General features: G+C 71.0%; 14 protein-coding genes. 6 read left to right on the top strand and 8 right to left on the bottom strand.

Features of this window, described 5'->3' with window-relative positions; all coding sequences use genetic code 11:
- Positions 1 to 16 precede the first annotated feature (16 nt).
- Genes ACXJY8_RS00640 through ACXJY8_RS00630 form a run of 3 tightly spaced genes read left to right on the top strand, consistent with a single transcriptional unit; the run spans position 17 to position 1,546 of the window.
- Positions 17 to 340, top strand: a complete 324-nt coding sequence (locus ACXJY8_RS00640; RefSeq protein WP_463774916.1) for a hypothetical protein — start codon at positions 17 to 19, stop codon at positions 338 to 340.
- A gap of 40 nt (positions 341 to 380) precedes the next feature.
- Entirely contained in the window at positions 381 to 1,427 is a 1,047-nt protein-coding gene (gene cydB, locus ACXJY8_RS00635; RefSeq protein ID WP_463774913.1) for a cytochrome d ubiquinol oxidase subunit II, read from the top strand.
- Positions 1,424 to 1,546: a hypothetical protein gene (locus tag ACXJY8_RS00630; RefSeq protein ID WP_463774910.1), complete on the top strand. Its 123-nt coding sequence runs from the start codon at positions 1,424 to 1,426 to the stop codon at positions 1,544 to 1,546. The genes cydB and ACXJY8_RS00630 overlap by 4 nt, the downstream gene beginning before the upstream one ends.
- Positions 1,547 to 1,635: 89 nt before the next feature.
- On the opposite strand, the gene dgcA is transcribed toward ACXJY8_RS00630, so the two are convergent.
- Positions 1,636 to 2,622 carry an N-acetyl-D-Glu racemase DgcA gene (gene dgcA / locus ACXJY8_RS00625; RefSeq protein WP_463774904.1) on the bottom strand — a complete coding sequence of 329 codons (987 nt, stop codon included), beginning with the start codon at positions 2,620 to 2,622 and terminating at the stop codon, positions 1,636 to 1,638.
- On the bottom strand, positions 2,619 to 3,650 hold the full coding sequence (dgcN, locus tag ACXJY8_RS00620; protein ID WP_463774902.1) for an N-acetyltransferase DgcN: 1,032 nt from the start codon (positions 3,648 to 3,650) through the stop codon (positions 2,619 to 2,621). The genes dgcA and dgcN overlap by 4 nt, the downstream gene beginning before the upstream one ends.
- A 186-nt stretch (positions 3,651 to 3,836) precedes the next feature.
- Here dgcN and maiA point away from each other — a divergent pair, with 186 nt between their 5' ends.
- The 3 genes from maiA (at position 3,837) to ACXJY8_RS00605 (ending at position 6,281) form a co-directional block, all read left to right on the top strand.
- Entirely contained in the window at positions 3,837 to 4,481 is a 645-nt protein-coding gene (maiA, locus tag ACXJY8_RS00615; RefSeq protein ID WP_463780248.1) for a maleylacetoacetate isomerase, read from the top strand.
- 113 nt (positions 4,482 to 4,594) lie between these two features.
- Positions 4,595 to 5,926: an NAD(P)/FAD-dependent oxidoreductase gene (locus ACXJY8_RS00610; protein WP_463774900.1), complete on the top strand. Its 1,332-nt coding sequence runs from the start codon at positions 4,595 to 4,597 to the stop codon at positions 5,924 to 5,926.
- Between the two features lie 22 nt (positions 5,927 to 5,948).
- Positions 5,949 to 6,281 carry a hypothetical protein gene (locus ACXJY8_RS00605; RefSeq protein WP_463774896.1) on the top strand — a complete coding sequence of 111 codons (333 nt, stop codon included), beginning with the start codon at positions 5,949 to 5,951 and terminating at the stop codon, positions 6,279 to 6,281.
- A gap of 70 nt (positions 6,282 to 6,351) precedes the next feature.
- On the opposite strand, the gene ACXJY8_RS00600 is transcribed toward ACXJY8_RS00605, so the two are convergent.
- The 6 genes from ACXJY8_RS00600 to ACXJY8_RS00575 all read right to left on the bottom strand — a co-directional run bounded on the left by ACXJY8_RS00600 (position 6,352) and on the right by ACXJY8_RS00575 (position 14,992).
- Positions 6,352 to 7,629 carry an O-antigen ligase family protein gene (locus ACXJY8_RS00600; protein ID WP_463774894.1) on the bottom strand — a complete coding sequence of 426 codons (1,278 nt, stop codon included), beginning with the start codon at positions 7,627 to 7,629 and terminating at the stop codon, positions 6,352 to 6,354.
- A 97-nt stretch (positions 7,630 to 7,726) separates the two neighbouring features.
- Positions 7,727 to 9,088: a UDP-N-acetylmuramoyl-L-alanine--D-glutamate ligase gene (gene murD / locus ACXJY8_RS00595; RefSeq protein ID WP_463774892.1), complete on the bottom strand. Its 1,362-nt coding sequence runs from the start codon at positions 9,086 to 9,088 to the stop codon at positions 7,727 to 7,729.
- A 25-nt stretch (positions 9,089 to 9,113) separates the two neighbouring features.
- Complete coding sequence (mraY, locus tag ACXJY8_RS00590) at positions 9,114 to 10,199, bottom strand: phospho-N-acetylmuramoyl-pentapeptide-transferase (RefSeq protein ID WP_463774890.1); 1,086 nt, start codon at positions 10,197 to 10,199, stop codon at positions 9,114 to 9,116.
- Between the two features lie 85 nt (positions 10,200 to 10,284).
- The gene (locus ACXJY8_RS00585; RefSeq protein WP_463774887.1) at positions 10,285 to 11,745 is read right to left on the bottom strand and encodes a UDP-N-acetylmuramoylalanyl-D-glutamyl-2,6-diaminopimelate--D-alanyl-D-alanine ligase; all 1,461 of its coding nucleotides are present in this window, start codon (positions 11,743 to 11,745) and stop codon (positions 10,285 to 10,287) included.
- The gene (locus tag ACXJY8_RS00580) at positions 11,742 to 13,220 is read right to left on the bottom strand and encodes a UDP-N-acetylmuramoyl-L-alanyl-D-glutamate--2,6-diaminopimelate ligase (protein WP_463774885.1); all 1,479 of its coding nucleotides are present in this window, start codon (positions 13,218 to 13,220) and stop codon (positions 11,742 to 11,744) included. The genes ACXJY8_RS00585 and ACXJY8_RS00580 overlap by 4 nt, the downstream gene beginning before the upstream one ends.
- Positions 13,217 to 14,992 (bottom strand): peptidoglycan D,D-transpeptidase FtsI family protein, encoded by a 1,776-nt coding sequence (locus ACXJY8_RS00575; RefSeq protein WP_463780245.1) that lies wholly within the window; start codon positions 14,990 to 14,992, stop codon positions 13,217 to 13,219. Before ACXJY8_RS00575 ends, ACXJY8_RS00580 begins: the two co-directional genes overlap by 4 nt.
- Positions 14,993 to 15,002: the final 10 nt, after the last annotated feature.

Raw genomic sequence — 15,002 nt, 5'->3', positions numbered from 1 at the left:
CGTCCGGGCCAGAGCCATGTCATTTCTCATCCGTGCCGGCCTGGTGATCGGCGCCCTGTCCTGGCTGGCGCTGCAGCGCCAGGGTGCGACCGTGCCGGCGGCCCCGACGGCCGCGGACGCGGCAGCGGTTGCCTGGGAGGCCCTGCCCGCCCCGATGCGCGAGGCGGCGTTGCGCGAGGGCGCCGCCGAGATCGGACGGCGGGCGGCCCAGGCCGTCGGCGCCGGTCCGGCCTCCCGCGACACCCTCTCGGACAGCGACAGGAAAGTCCCGTGGCGGGGCGCGCAAAATTCCGCGGAGCGCGCTAGGCTCGCGGAGCGCGGGGAACGCTCGTCCCCGTGAGGCGGTAGACGATTCGCGGCGCGGACGAGGATCTCAGCGGATGTTCGGCTTCGGGATGGAATACGAGGGCGCGGCCTTCTGGCTGCCGCTCGTCTGGGCCGCGCTGCTCGCGGTGGCGGTGGCGATGTACGTGGTCATCGACGGATTCGACCTCGGCGTCGGCATCCTGTTCACGGCGGCGCAGAAGGGCAACTGGCGCGACCGGATGATGCTCTCCGTCGCGCCGATCTGGGACGGCAACGAGACCTGGCTGGTGCTCGGCGGCGGCGGGTTGTTCGCGGTCTTCAGCGTCGCCTACGCGATCCTGCTGCCGGCGCTCTACATTCCCATCATCCTGATGCTGATCGCCCTGATCTTCCGCGGGGTCGCCTTCGAGTTCCGGTTCAAGGCCGAGCGCTCGCAGTTCGTCTGGGACAACGCCTTCCATTACGGCTCCCTGCTGGCGACCTTCGCGCAGGGCATGGTGCTCGGGGCCTTCGTCCAGGGCTTCAAGATCGAGGGCCGCGGCTTCGCCGGCGGCACCATGGACTGGCTCACCCCCTTCAGCGTGCTCACCGGTATCGGCCTCGTCTGCGGCTACGGGCTGCTCGGGGCGACCTGGTGCGTGATGAAGACCTCGGGCGAACTCGAGATCTGGGCCCGGCGCAAGAGCCTGCAGTTCCTCGCCGCCACCATCGTGGCGATGGCGGTGGTGAGCGTCTGGGTGCCGTTCCTCGGCCTCGACATCCAGTGGCGCTGGATCTCCTGGCCGAACATCCTCTACGTGGCGCCCGTGCCGGTGGTGACGGCCCTCGTCGCCTGGGGCATCTTCCACAGCATCCGCAACGGCCGCCATGTGGCGCCCTTCCTCCTGACCATCGCGCTGTTCCTGCTCGGCTTCCTCGGCCTCGCGATCAGCCTGTTCCCCTACATCGTGCCGCCGCGCTTCACGATCTGGCAGGCGGCCAACGCGGTCAGCGCCCTGCAATTCGCCCTCGTGGGCTACTCCGTCGTGATGCCGCTGACCCTGGCCTATACCGGCTACGCCTACTGGGTCTTCCGCGGGAAGGTGGCGGAGGACCTCGAATCCGGGGGCTACGGGCATTGAGCGCGGGCTCGTCCGGGGCCAAGGGCCGCCGGCTGCTCTGGTTCGTCGCCTTCTACGCGGCGAGCCTCGTGACCTTCACGGCGCTGGTCTATCTCCTGCGCGCCGTCGTGAAGGGCTGACCGCCTTCCGAGGCCCCGGTGCGCGGGCCGGTCGGGCCGACCGCTTCCGTGCCATCGACGGGAAGCCGGGCCGGACCTCACGACACCTCTCATCCCCAGAGCTCGGGCTCCGGCGGGTGGATCAGGCTGCCCTCGAAGCGCAGGGCCGGCTCCCGGTCCCGGGCCAGCAGCAGCGGGCCGTCGAGGTCGACGTACTCGGCGTGGTGGGCGAGCAGCATGGCGGGCGCCATGGCGAGGGAGGTGCCGACCATGCAGCCGATCATCAGCGAGAAGCCCCGGGCCCGCGCCTCGTGGGCCAGCATCACCGCCTCGGTGAGGCCGCCGGCCTTGTCGAGCTTGATGTTGATGGCGTCGTAGCGCCGGCTCAGGGCGTCGAGGCCGGCGCGGTCGTGCAGGCTCTCGTCGGCGCAGATCGGAATCGGCCGGGCGATCTCGGCCAGCAGCGCGTCCTCGCCGGCGGGCAGCGGCTGCTCGATCAGGCGGACGTCGGCGGCGACGCAGGCCGCGAGGTTGGCCTCGATCGTCTCCGGGCGCCAGGCCTCGTTGGCATCCACGATCAGGCGCGCGTCGGGCGCCCCGCGCCGCACGGCGGCGATCCGCTCCGGGTCGCCGATTCCGCCGAGCTTCACCTTGAGCAGCGGCCGGTGCGCCGCCTGGCGCGCCGCCGCCTCCATGCTCTCCGGCTCGCCGAGGCTGAGGGTGTAGGCGGTGGTGGCGACCTGCGGCGCCGACAGGCCGGCGATCGCGAAGGCCGGGCGCCCGAGCTGCTTGGCCTCCAGGTCGAACAGGGCGCAGTCGAGGGCGTTGCGCGCCGCGCCGGCCTTCATGCCGACCTGGAGGTCGGCCCGGGTCACCCCGACGGCGATCGCCTCGGCATGGTCCCGGATCAGCTCGGCGACGCTCTCCACGGTCTCGCCGTACCGGGCATAGGGCACGCATTCGCCGCGCCCGACCCGGCCCTCCCCGTCGGTGATCGTGGCGACCACCACCACCGCCTCGGTGCGGCTGCCCCGCGCGATGGTGAACGCCCCCGCGATCGGGAAGCGCTCGACCGCGACGTCGAGGCGCCGGGTCATGCGCCCGCCCCCGTCGTCGCCGGGGGAAACTCGGCGACGATCCGGTCGACGATGCCATCGACGCCGAAGCGGACGGGGTCGGTCGCCGGCAGGTCGTACTCCCGGGCGAGGTCGGCGAGCAGCGCACGCGCCGCCCCCTCCTCGAGATCCTGCGTGTTGACCGCGATGCCCACCGGGCGGATGTCCGGATTGGTCAGGCTCCCGAGCTGGACCGTGAGGTCGATCACCTGCCGGATCGTCGGCAGCGGGTGCTGGACGCCGCGCATGGTCGTCCGGGTCGGCTCGTGGCAGACCACGAAGGCGTCGGCCTGCGCCCCGTGCAGGAGCCCGAGGCTCACGCCGGCGAAGGAGGGGTGGAACAGCGAGCCCTGCCCTTCGAGCAGATCCCAGTGCTCCGGGGCGGCGGCGGGGGCGATCCACTCGACGGCCCCGGAGATGAAGTCGGCCACCACCGCGTCGATGGCGACGCCGCGCCCCGAGATGAAGACGCCGGTCTGTCCGGTGGCACGGAAATCGGCGTCGAGCCCGCGTTCGCGCATGCCGCGCTCCAAGGCGAGAACCGTGTACTTCTTGCCCACCGAGCAGTCGGTGCCGACGCTGAGCAGGCGGCGGCCGGGCCGCCTGGTGCCCTTGCCGGTGGCGAAGGTCTCGGCGGTGTGGCGCACGTCGTGCAGCTGCCGGCCGTGGCGCTCGGCGGCCTCGGCGATGGCCGGTACCGCCCCGAGGCGGGCATGCAGACCGCTGGCGATGTCGAGCCCGGCCTCCAGGGCCGCCACGACCTCGGCGACCCAGTGCTCGGGCAGGACGCCGCCCGCATTGGCGACGCCGATCACCAGGGTGCGGCAGCCCTTCGCGACGGCCTCGTCCAGGGTGAGGTCCGGGATGCCGAGATCGGCGGCGCAGCCGGGCAGGCGCAGCTGGCCGACGCACCATTCGGGACGCCAGTCCTTGATTCCGTAGGCGGTCTTGGCGGCAAGGCGGTCGGGCACGTCGCCGAGGAACATCAGGTAGGGCGTTTCGATCTGCATCGCGTCACTCACCGGCCGAGGATGGACCCCTCGCCTCCTCCTATGCGCGATGATCACGACGCTGCCAAATCGTGCAATCCACCTGCATTCGTCGGCAGAACGGGCTTGCGGGCGGGCGCGATGTCGGGTGTGGTCGCGCAGCGATAAGAGACAGATAAGATTCCGCGAAGAGGAAGCGTGGCGCGCATGAAGATGTACGGCAACTGGCGCTCGGCCGCCGCCTTCCGGGTCCGGGTCGCCCTGAACCTGAAGGGCATCGCCTACGAGGAAGTCTTCCTCGACCTCGATGCCGGGGAGCAGTTCAAGCCGGACTTCCTCGCGATCAATCCGCAGGGCGCGGTGCCGGCCTTCTTCGACGGCGACGGCCCGCCGCTGATCCAGTCGCTGGCGATCCTCGACTACCTGGAGGACGTCCATCCGGCGACGCCGCTCCTGCCGAGCCAGCCCCGCGAACGCGCGCGCGCCCGCTCCCTGGCCCAGGTCGTGGCCTGCGACACCCATCCGCTCTACGTGCCGCGGGTGCGCAATTTCCTGATGGAGCGCTACGACCTGCCGCGCGAGCGCATGCTCGAGTTCGTGCGCCACTGGATGGCGACCGGCCTGAAGACCCTGGAGACCCGCCTCACCGGCGAGCCCGGCACCGGGCGTTACGCGCAGGGGGACGCGGTCACCCATGCCGACCTCTGCCTCGTCAGCCTCTGGGTCGGCACCGGCATCTTCGGCGTCGACACCGCGCCGTTCCCGACCGTACGCCGGATCGCCGAGGACTGCCTTGCCCAGGACGCCTTCGCCCGCGCGCATCCCCTGCGCCAGCCGGGCGCACCGGCGTGAGGGGAATGGCGGCCGGTTTGTAATCCTTTTAAGCTGAAGCCCGGGATGAGGATGCGTGGCCCGCCGTGCGGGCGCGCAAACCTGCAACCGCGGCGCATGAGGACCTGAGCGACATGGTACCGGGTGAAACCGAGGATAAACTCCACCGCATCGTGGTCGTCGGCGGCGGTGCGGCGGGGCTGCAGCTCGCCACGAAGCTGGGTGACAAGCTCGGTCGCACGCAGAAGGCCCACGTCACCCTGGTCGACCGGGCGCGGACGCACATCTGGAAGCCGCTGCTGCACGAGGTCGCCGCCGGCAGCCTCGATGTCGGCCACCACGCGGTCGACTACCTGCACCACGCCCACCGGCACCATTTCCGCTACCGCATCGGCGAGATGACCGGCCTCGACCGGGCCAAGCGCGTGATCCACCTCGCGGCCAGCCACGACACCGAGGGGCGCGAGGTCACGCCCGTGCGCGAGATTCCCTACGACACCCTGGTGATGGCGGTGGGCTCCACCACCAACGACTTCGGCACGCCGGGCGTGCAGGAGAACGCCATCGCCCTCGACACCCAGGGCCAGGCGGTGCGCTTCCACCAGCGCCTGATCAACGGCATGCTGCGCGCCCACACCCAGCCGGGTCCGGTGCGGCCGGGCCAGCTTCACGTCACGGTGATCGGCGCCGGCGCCACCGGCACCGAGCTGGCCGCCGAGCTCCATCGCACCACCCGCGACGTGGCCGCCACCGGCCTCGACCGGATCGACCCGGCCAAGGACCTGAAGATCACCCTGGTCGAGGCGGCGAGCCGCATCCTGCCGGCGGTGCCGGAGCGGATGTCCCGGGACGTCATGGTGCTGCTCGACAAGATCGGCGTCGAGGTCCGTACCGGCGCGCGGGTGACGGAGGTCCGGCCCGACGGGGTCCAGCTCGCCGATGGCGGCTTCATCCCCTCCGAACTCGTTGTCTGGGCGGCCGGCGTGAAGGCGCCGCAATTCCTGCACGAGATCGGCGGCCTCGAGACCACGCGCAACAACCAGCTCGTGGTGACGCCGACCCTGCAGACCACCCGCGACCCGGACATCTTCGCGATGGGCGACTGCGCCTACCTGGTCGAGAAGGGCTCGGACACGCCGATCCCGCCCCGCGCCCAGGCCGCGCACCAGCAGGCCTCGCACCTCATCAAGATCATTCCCGACAAGATGGCCGGCAAGCCGCTGAAAGCCTTCAAGTACCGCGACTTCGGCTCGCTGGTCTCGCTGGGTGAATACTCGACGGTCGGCAGCCTGATGGGGTTCATCAAGGGCAAGAACATGTTCATCGCCGGGCTGTTCGCCCGGATGATGTACCGTTCGCTCTACAAGATGCACGAGCAGGCCCTGCACGGCACGGTGAAGACCACCCTCGACGCGGTCGCGCGGGCGCTGACCCGGCGCACCGAGTCACGCGTGAAGCTGCACTGAGCACAGCTGGGAACCGATCGGCATGTTTCTCGACATCGTAAAAGCGGTGCAGCAGCGCAATCCGGCGCTCGGCTCCTACGTCCTCGTCCTGCGCGGCGATTCCCGGGCGCGCGACGCGTCCGATCCGAGCCGCCTCACGGCCGAGGCGGAGGCCTGGCTCGCCGAGCACGCGCCGGGGGCGAAGCTGTCCGAGGAGAAGGTCCTGCTGTCGCCCTATCCCGGCGGAATGCCGGAGGACCGGGCCGTCACCGTCCTGGCCTTCGCGGATGCCCGCCACCTCGCGGCCTTCGCCACGGCCTGGACGGCCGATCCGGAGCCTGAGGAGGCGGACGCGGCGGAGCCAAGGCCGGATTAGGCATCGTCCGGTGCGGGCGGCTCTCCTCCTCCCCAAGCGGGCGGGGAGACCGCGCACCGGAGAGGGCGCCTCACCGAGACGTCTGTCCGTCAGCCCCATGCCGACCGGAAAGCCAGCGCAGCCGGGCCGCCTCGAGCCCCCAGATCATGCCGAGCATCATGTAGACGTGGCGCCACTTCTCGATGTCGATCTGGAAGGCCTGCAGGAAGAACATCAGCAGGGCCGGCCAGACGATCTGGGCGTGGCGGCGATAGGGCGTGTCGCGCCGCATCAGGCGGAAGCCGACGACGCTTGTCGTCAGCACGAGGCCGATGAAGGTGACGCCGGCGAGCCAGCCGCCGTTGGCGAAGCTGCCGATATAGGTGTTGTGCGGCTCCAGCGCGAAGATCAGGCGCCAGCGCAAGGGGCCCATCCCGAGAGGCTCGTCCACCAGGAGGCCGAGGCCGCGCATCTGGTTGCCGAAGCGGCCGGTCTCGCCGGTGTCGTAGTCCTGCGTGACCGCGGCGCGCTTGGAAAACATCTCCGCGGTGTCGCCGATCGAGAGCAGTCCCACGATGGCGACCGCGGTCGCGACGACGGCCAGCACCGTCAGGGTGACGATGCGCCGGCGCAGGCGCGTCGAGGCCGTGGTGGTGTAGACGCTGCCGACCATCACGGCGACGGCGACGAGCGTGCCGGCCCAGGACCCGCGCGAGAACGACAGGAAGATGCCCGCCACGATCACCATCAGGATCGCACAGGCGAGGATCGGCCGCCGGCTGGTGCCGAGGAGCAGGCCGTGCATCAGGTAGAGCGCGCCGAGCGTGAGGAACGAGCCGAAGACGTTCGGGTCCTGGAAGGTGCCGGAGGCGCGACCGTACTTGTAGAACAGGTCCTCCGTCGGGATGTAGCCGAAATAGCCGACGATGCCGAAAGCGCTCGACAGGAGGCAGCTCGCCACGAAGGTCTTGAGCGTCAGCTCCATCCGCGCCTGCGTGTCGTCGGAGAACAGCATGGCGAAGAACACGCCCGTGATGGCGAGGTAGGCGAGCTGGATCGTCCAGGTCACCGGCAGGGGCTGGTCGACATAGGGCAGCAGCGCCACCGTGATCGCGCTGACGTAGAGGATCAGCAGCCAGAGCAGCGGCACCACGCCCCGGTGCAGGCGCAGGCCGAGGCAGAGCCAGAGCACGATGGTGGGGATCGCCACCAGGTCGTAGGGCGAGGTGTCCGAGAAGGCGAAGCAGGCGAAGAAGATGAAGGCGACGAGGAGCAGCGTCGCGAGGCGCCGGAGCACGTGCAGGACGGGGATGTGGGCCCAGGCCCCCGCCTGCCAGCGCGCCGCGCCGGGTGCCATCGTGGACGCCATGCACTCAACCCATCACCGCGCCGCCGACGGGGCGGAACCGCGCTACACGCCCCCGATGAGGCGCGGCAATGATTGAGAATTCGAGAAGCGCCCGAGCTCAGGGCAGCGCGCGCACCAGATTCCGGAATTGATCCCCACGATCCTCGAAACTCCGGAACTGGTCGTAGGAGGCGCAGGCCGGCGAGAGCAGCACCACGGGCTCGGCCGCCGCCGACGCGGCCGCAGCCTCGGCGGCCTTCGCGGTGGCGACCGCGAGGGTGCCGCAGGCGGTGTAGGGCACCCGGCCCTCCAGGGTGGCGGCGAAGGCGTCGCTCGCCGCCCCGATCAGGTAGGCGTGGGCGACGCGGCCGAAGAGCGGTGCCAGGGGCGCGATGCCACCCTCCTTGGCCTTGCCGCCGAGGATCCAGTGGATGTCGTGAAAGGCGGTCAGCGCCTTTTCGGTGGAATCGGCGTTGGTCGCCTTCGAATCGTTGACGAAGAGCACGCGCCCGCGCCGGCCAACCTCTTCCATCCGGTGGGGCAGCCCGGGGAAGCTGCGCAGGCCCGCCACGAGTTCAGCGTCGCCGATGCCCAACGCGCGCACGCAGGCGGCGGCCACCGCCGCGTTTTGCCAGTTGTGCGCGCCCCGCAGGGAGCCGATCCCGGTCAGGTCGGCGATCGGCGTGCCGTCGGCGTCGAACACCGTTCCGTCGCGGGCCGACAGGCCGTCGAAGCCGGCCTCCGGCGTCCCGACATGGATGCGTATCGTCGGACCCGTCCGCGCATCGGCGATGGCGCGACTGAGGTCGTCGTCGACGCCGACGACGGCGCGGTCCGCGCCCGCCACCAGCCGCCCCTTGATGGCCGCATAGTCGGCGAGCGTGCCGTGTCGGTCGAGATGGTCGGGCGTGATGTTGAGGAGGATGCCGAGGCTCGGGTCGAGGCTCGGCGTCAGGTCGATCTGGAACGAGGACATCTCGATCAGGTGGATCCGGTCCGGCGCCGGCGGCGCCAGCGAGAGGATCGCGGTGCCGATGTTGCCGCCCATCTGCACGTCGCGGCCCGCGGAGGCCAGGATATGGGCGATCAGCGCCGTGGTGGTCGACTTGCCGTTGGTGCCCGTGATGGCGACGAAGGGCGCGCCCGGCGCAAGCGCCCGGCGTTCCTGGACGAAGAGCTCGATGTCGCCGATGACCGGGATGCCGGCCTCGTGCGCCTTCTCCACGGTCCAGTGCGGGGCCGGGTGGGTGAGCGGCACGCCGGGGGCCAGCACCAGGGCGGAGAAGCCGGACCAGTCGGCCTCGTGCAGGTCGAACACCGTGATGCCCTGGTCGCGGGCGCTGCCCGTGCTCTCGGGGCTGTCGTCCCAGGCGAGGACGTCGGCGCCGCCCGCGATCAGGGCGCGGACGGTGGCGAGGCCGGAGCCGCCGAGCCCGAACAGGGCGACCTTCCGGCCGGCGAAGGTGGTGACGGGCGTCATGGTGACGGGCTCTCTGGCGACGGGCTCAGCGCAGCTTCAGGGTGGCGAGGCCGGCCAGCGCCAGGATCACGGCGATGATCCAGAACCGGATCACGACCTGCGGCTCCTTCCAGCCCTTCTGCTCGAAATGGTGGTGGATCGGCGCCATGCGGAAGACCCGCTTGCCCGTCAGCTTGAACGAGGCGACCTGGATGATCACCGACATCATCTCCAGGACGAACAGGCCGCCGACGACGGCGAGCACGATTTCGTGCTTGGTCGCCACCGCGATGGTGCCGAGGAGGCCGCCCAGCGCCAGGGACCCGGTATCGCCCATGAAGACCTGGGCGGGGGGCGCGTTGAACCAGAGGAAGCCGAGTCCCGCCCCGATCACCGCGCCGCAGACCACCGCGAGCTCGCCGGTGTCGCGGACGTAGTTCACCTGCAGGTAGCCCGCCGTGAAGACGTTGCCGACCAGGTAGGCGATGACGCCGAAGGTGCCGCAGGCGATCATCACCGGCACGATGGCGAGGCCGTCCAGGCCGTCGGTCATGTTCACCGAGTTGCCGGCGCCGACGATCACGAAGGCGGCGAACAGCACGTAGAACCAGCCGAGGTTCAGGAGCGCATCCTTGAAGATCGGGAAGGCGAGCTGGTTCTGCAGGGTTGGCGCCGAATAGACCGAGATCAGCACGCAGGCCGCGATCGCGATGCAGGCCTCCAGCACCAGGCGGAACTTGCCCGAGAAGCCCTTGTGCGACTGCTTCGTCACCTTGAGGTAGTCGTCGTAGAATCCGATCGCGCCGAAGCCGAGCGTCACCGCCAGGGTGACCCAGACGTAGTGGTTGCGCGGGTTGGCCCAGAGCAGGATCGCCACGACGCAGCCGGCCAGGATCATCAGGCCGCCCATGGTCGGGGTGCCGCGCTTGGTCAGCAGGTGCGACTGGGGGCCGTCCTCGCGGATCGGCTGGCCCTTGCCCTGGCGCAGGCGCAGCAGGGAGATGATCAGCGGCCCGAACCAGAACACGAACAGGCCCGCCGTGAACAGGGCGCCGCCGGTGCGGAAGGTGATGTAGCGGAAGACGTTAAGGGCGGAGACGGTGCCGCTCAAGTCCGACAGGAGATACAGCATCCAGCACCCGGCCGTGGTTCAGTTCGGAACTCGGCCGGAGTCGCGGGGCATGCATCGCCCCTCCCCGGCCGTGATGAAGGTCGCCTCAGCGCACGGCGGCGTGCGGCGGTTCGGCTTGGGCGTTCGCGTAACGGGCTTTGAGCGCTTCGACAATCCGGCCCATGCGGATGCTGTTCGAACCCTTCACCATGACGGCGTCCCCGGGGCGCAGGGCCGAGAGCACGGGTTCGAGCAGGTCGGCGGAGGTCGCCGCGCAGGCGCCGCGCCGGCTCACCGGCAGGGCCTCGAAGAGGTTGCGCATCAGCGGCCCGGCCGTGAAGACGAGGTCGACCTTGGCGGATTCCACCGGCCCGGCGAGGTCGCGATGGTGGGCCTCGCCCTGGGGTCCGAGCTCCAGCATGTCGCCCAGCACCGCGATGCGGCGACCGCGCGGGCCGGTCTCGATCCCGGCCAGCGTCGCCAGGGCGGCGCGGATCGAAGCGGGGTTGGCGTTGTAGCTCTCGTCGACCAAGAAGGCCTCGCCCTCCCCGATCGCCAGGGCGGTGCGCTCGCCGCGGCCGACCGGCGGCCTGAGGGCGGCGAGCGACAGGGCCGCGCGGGCGAGGTCCGCCCCGAGGGCATGCACCACCGCCATCACGCCCAGCGAGTTCATGGCCGTATGCCGCCCGGGCGTGCCGAGCTGGTAGGTCACCGGAATGCCCATCACCACGGCGTCGACCACCGAGAGGTCGGGGCGCAGCACGATGCGCTGGGCGCGGACATCCGCTTCCCGGTGCTCGCCGAAGGTGACGACCCGGCCGGCGCGGGAGGCCTGGGCATGGGCGAGGAGGCGGGGGTAGTTCGGGTTGTCGCGGTTGAGGATCGCGGTGCCGCCGACCTTCAGCCCGGAGAAGATCTCGCCCTTGGCGTCGGCGATGGCCGACACCGAGGCGAAGTGTTCGATATGCACGGGCTCGACGGTGGTCACCAGGGCGATGTCGGGCTGCACCATCGCGCTGAGCGGCACGATCTCGCCCGCGTGGTTCATGCCGATCTCGAACACGCCGAACTGGGTGTCGGCGGGCATGCGCGCCAGGGTCAGGGGCACGCCCCAATGGTTGTTGTAGGAGGCGATGGAGGCATGTGTCGCCCCCTGCGCCGAGAGGACGTGGCGCAGGGCCTCCTTGGTCCCGGTCTTGCCGACCGACCCCGTCACCGCGACGACGCTCGCGCCCGTGCGGGCCCGGGCCGCGGCACCGAGCGTCCGCATGGCGTCGAGGACGGGATCGTCGCCGGCGCCCGAGACCGCCAGGACCGGCCCGGCCTCCGCGAAATCCGGCGCGCGGTCCGCCGCCACCACGGCCGCGCCGGCGCCGCGCTCCAGGGCGGTCGCGACGAAGTCGTGCCCGTCCCGGGCCTCGCCCCGGATGGCGAAGAACAGGTCGCCCGGCTGCAGCGTGCGGGTATCGATCGAGGCGCCGGTGATCGGCTTCGGCGCGCCCGACAGCGTGCCGCCGGTGGCGGCCTCCAGGGCTTCGCGCGTCCAGAGCGGGGTGGTGTCGGTCATGCTGAGCGTTCCGCGATCGCAGCCCGGAGGACGTCGTGGTCCGAGAAGGGCAGGACCTGTGACCCCACGATCTGGCCGGTTTCATGGCCCTTGCCGGCCACCACGAGGACGTCGCCGGGCTCCAGGGCGCGCACGGCGGTACGGATCGCCTCGGCCCGGTCGCCGATCTCCACGGCGCCGGACGCGGCGGCGAGGATCGCGGCGCGGATCGCGGCCGGGTCCTCGGAGCGGGGGTTGTCGTCGGTGACGATGACGACGTCGGCCTTGGCGGCCGCGATGCCGCCCATGATCGGGCGCTTGCCGGTGTCGCGGTCGCCGCCGCAGCCGAAGACCACGCGAAGGCGCCCCGTCGCGAAGGGGCGCAGGGCAGTCAGCACGCCGTCGAGGGCCTCCGGCTTGTGGGCGTAGTCCACGAGGCACAGGCCGCCATTCGCTTCGCCGATGCGCTCCATCCGGCCCGGCACGCCGGTGAGGTGTTCGAGGGCGGCGATCACGCCCGCCGGGTCGGCCCGGCCGGCGGGGGTCGCCAGCACGAGGCCGGCGGCGAGGAGCGCGTTCTCCACCTGGAAGCCGCCGACCAGCGGCAGGCGCACGGTGTAGTCCTCGAGCCGGCCCGAGGCGCCGGGCGCCTGCAGGGCGAGGTGCTGGTGGAAGCCTTCGGTGCGCGCCGCGAGCAGCCGCACGGTGTCGCCCTTGGTGCCCGTGGTGTGCACGTCGAGGCCGCGGGCGGCGGCCGCCGCCACGACGACGTCGGCATAGGCGCCGTCGCTGTTGACCACCGCCGGGATGCCGGGCCGGGCCAGGGTCGTGAACAGGCGCAGCTTGGCCGCCAGGTAGTCGTCCATGGTGGCGTGGTAGTCGAGATGGTCGCGGCCGAGATTGGTATAGCCCACCGCGGCGAGTTCGACCCCGTCGAGGCGGCGCTGCTCGATCCCGTGCGAGGACGCCTCCATCGCCAGGTAGTCGATGCCGTCCGCGGCGAGGCGCGCCAGGGTGGCGTGCAGGGTCACGGGGTCCGGGGTGGTGAGCGAACCGTAGGTGACGCCCCGGTTGCTGACGATGCCGACCGTGCCGAGGCTCGCGGCCTCGGCGCCGAGGCGGGCCAGGATCTGGCGCACGAAATCCGTGACCGAGCTCTTCCCGCTCGTACCCGTCACCGCCACCACCTGGGCCGGCTGCCGGCCCGAGAAGGCCCGCGCCGCGAGGGCGAGGCTGCGGCGCACGTCCGCGACGGCGATATAGGGCACGCTCGGCCCGAGGCCGTCGGGCCGCGGCCCCTCGCTCACCACCGCCACGGCGCCGGCCGCGACGGCCTGGGCGGCGAAGCGGCGGCCGTCGGCGGCGGTGCCGGGCACGGCCACGAAGACGAAGCCCGGCGCGACCTTTCGTGAATCCGCGGTGAGGCCCGAGACCGGCAGGCCGGCGCTCCCGGCCTCCGCCTCGGGGAACAGCCCGCCGAGGGTCGGCCCGCTCATCGCCCGTCCACCTGCGTGGCGTGGTAGGCGCCGAGCTTCACCATCAGGGGGAAGGGCTTCACCGGCGGATCGAATTGCGGCGGCAGGCCGAGCACCGGGGCGACGCGCTCGATCACCCGGCCGGTGACGACGCCCGAGTTCCAGGCGGCGGTGGCGTAGCCGCCGGATTCCGGCAGGCCCTGAGGCTCGTCCATGATGGTGACGAACAGGTATTTCGGGTTGTTCATGGGGGCGGCGGCCATGAAGGTCGTGAACAGGCGGTTCTTGACGTAGCGGCCGTGGATCACCTTCTCGGCGGTGCCGGTCTTGCCGCCAACGAAGTAGTACGGGATCGCCGCCTTCTTGGCCGAGCCCTCGACGGCGTTGAGGCGCATGATGAAGCGCATCGCCTCGCTGGTCTCGGGCTTGAGCACGCGGGTGGCCTTGGCCATCGCCTCCTCGGCGGTGGTCTTGAGGAAGGTCGGGGTCATCAGGAAGCCGCCATTGGCGATGGCCGCCACCGCCGCGGTCGCCTGGATCGGCGCCACCGCGAGGCCGTGGCCGAACGCGATGGTGATGGTGTTGATCTCGGTCCAGCGCGGCGGGACGATGGGCTCGGCGCTCTCCGGCAGCTCCGTGCGCATCCGGTCGGTCAGGCCCATCTTCTTCAGGAAGGCCTTGTGGCCCGGCACGCCGATGCCGAGCGCCATCTTGGCCGAGCCGATGTTCGACGAGTGGGTGAACACCTCCGGCATGGTGATGACGCGGTTGGTGCCGTGGTACTCGTGGATCTTCTGGCGGCCCCAGTTCAGCACGCCGCCGCGGGTGTCGAAGGTCGAGTTGACGTTGAATTTGCCGGAATCGAGGGCCATCGCCAGGGTCATCGCCTTGAAGGTCGAGCCCATCTCGTAGACGCCGACGTTCATGCGGTTGATGCGGTCGGGGTTGAGCGCGTCGGCCGGGTCGTTCGGGTCGAAATCCGGCAGGGAGGCGAGCGCGATCACCTCGCCGGTCTGCACGTCGAGGATCATGCCGGCGGCGGCCTTGGCCTTGAAGTGGTCGAGACCCCAGGCGAGCTCGTCCCGCACCGCGAACTGGGCCCGCAGGTCGATGGAGAGCTGGACCGGTTTCAGGTCGGTCTGCTTGGCCACGAGGCCGAAATCATTCAGCGCCTTGTTGCCCTGGTTGTCGATGTACTTCTCGATGCCGGCGATGCCGATGTTGTCGAGGTTGGTCACGCCGAGGATATGCGCGGCCGCGACCCCGTTCGGGTAGACGCGCTTGTGGTCGGGCAGGAAGCCGACGCCCGGGATGCCGAGGCGGTGGACCTCGGCCTGCTGCTTCGGGGTGATCTCGCGCTTGACCCAGACGAAGCCCTTCTTGGTGGAGAGCTTGGCCCGCAATTCGGTGGCGTTGATCTGCGGCAGCACGGCGGTGAGGAGTTCGACCGCCTCGTCCTTGTCGTAGATGTTGCGCGGCTCGGCGAAGATCGAGACCGTGCGGATGTCGGTGGCCAGGATCTCGCCGTTGCGGTCGACGATGTCCGGGCGGATCGCCGTGGTGGCGGCGGCCGCGATCCTGCGGTCGCCGTTGTCGGCCTCCGGGAAGGCGGCGCCGAGGATCAGCCGGCCGCCGATGGTGGCGAAGACCATCGTGAAGGCGAGGCCGACGAGGCCGACGCGGGTATAGGACCGCTCGATGGCGAGGTGGAACATCGCCCGGACGTTGCGGGCGATCCACTGGCGCTTCGACAGCGGCGGCGCGGCGGCGGCCTCGGCGGCCGGCTCCAGCATCGTCCGCTCG

Source organism: Methylobacterium sp. TK31 (genome assembly GCF_055361545.1).
The sequence above is the reverse complement of the archived record's forward strand: the minus strand, read 5'-3'. Positions and strand labels throughout refer to the sequence as shown.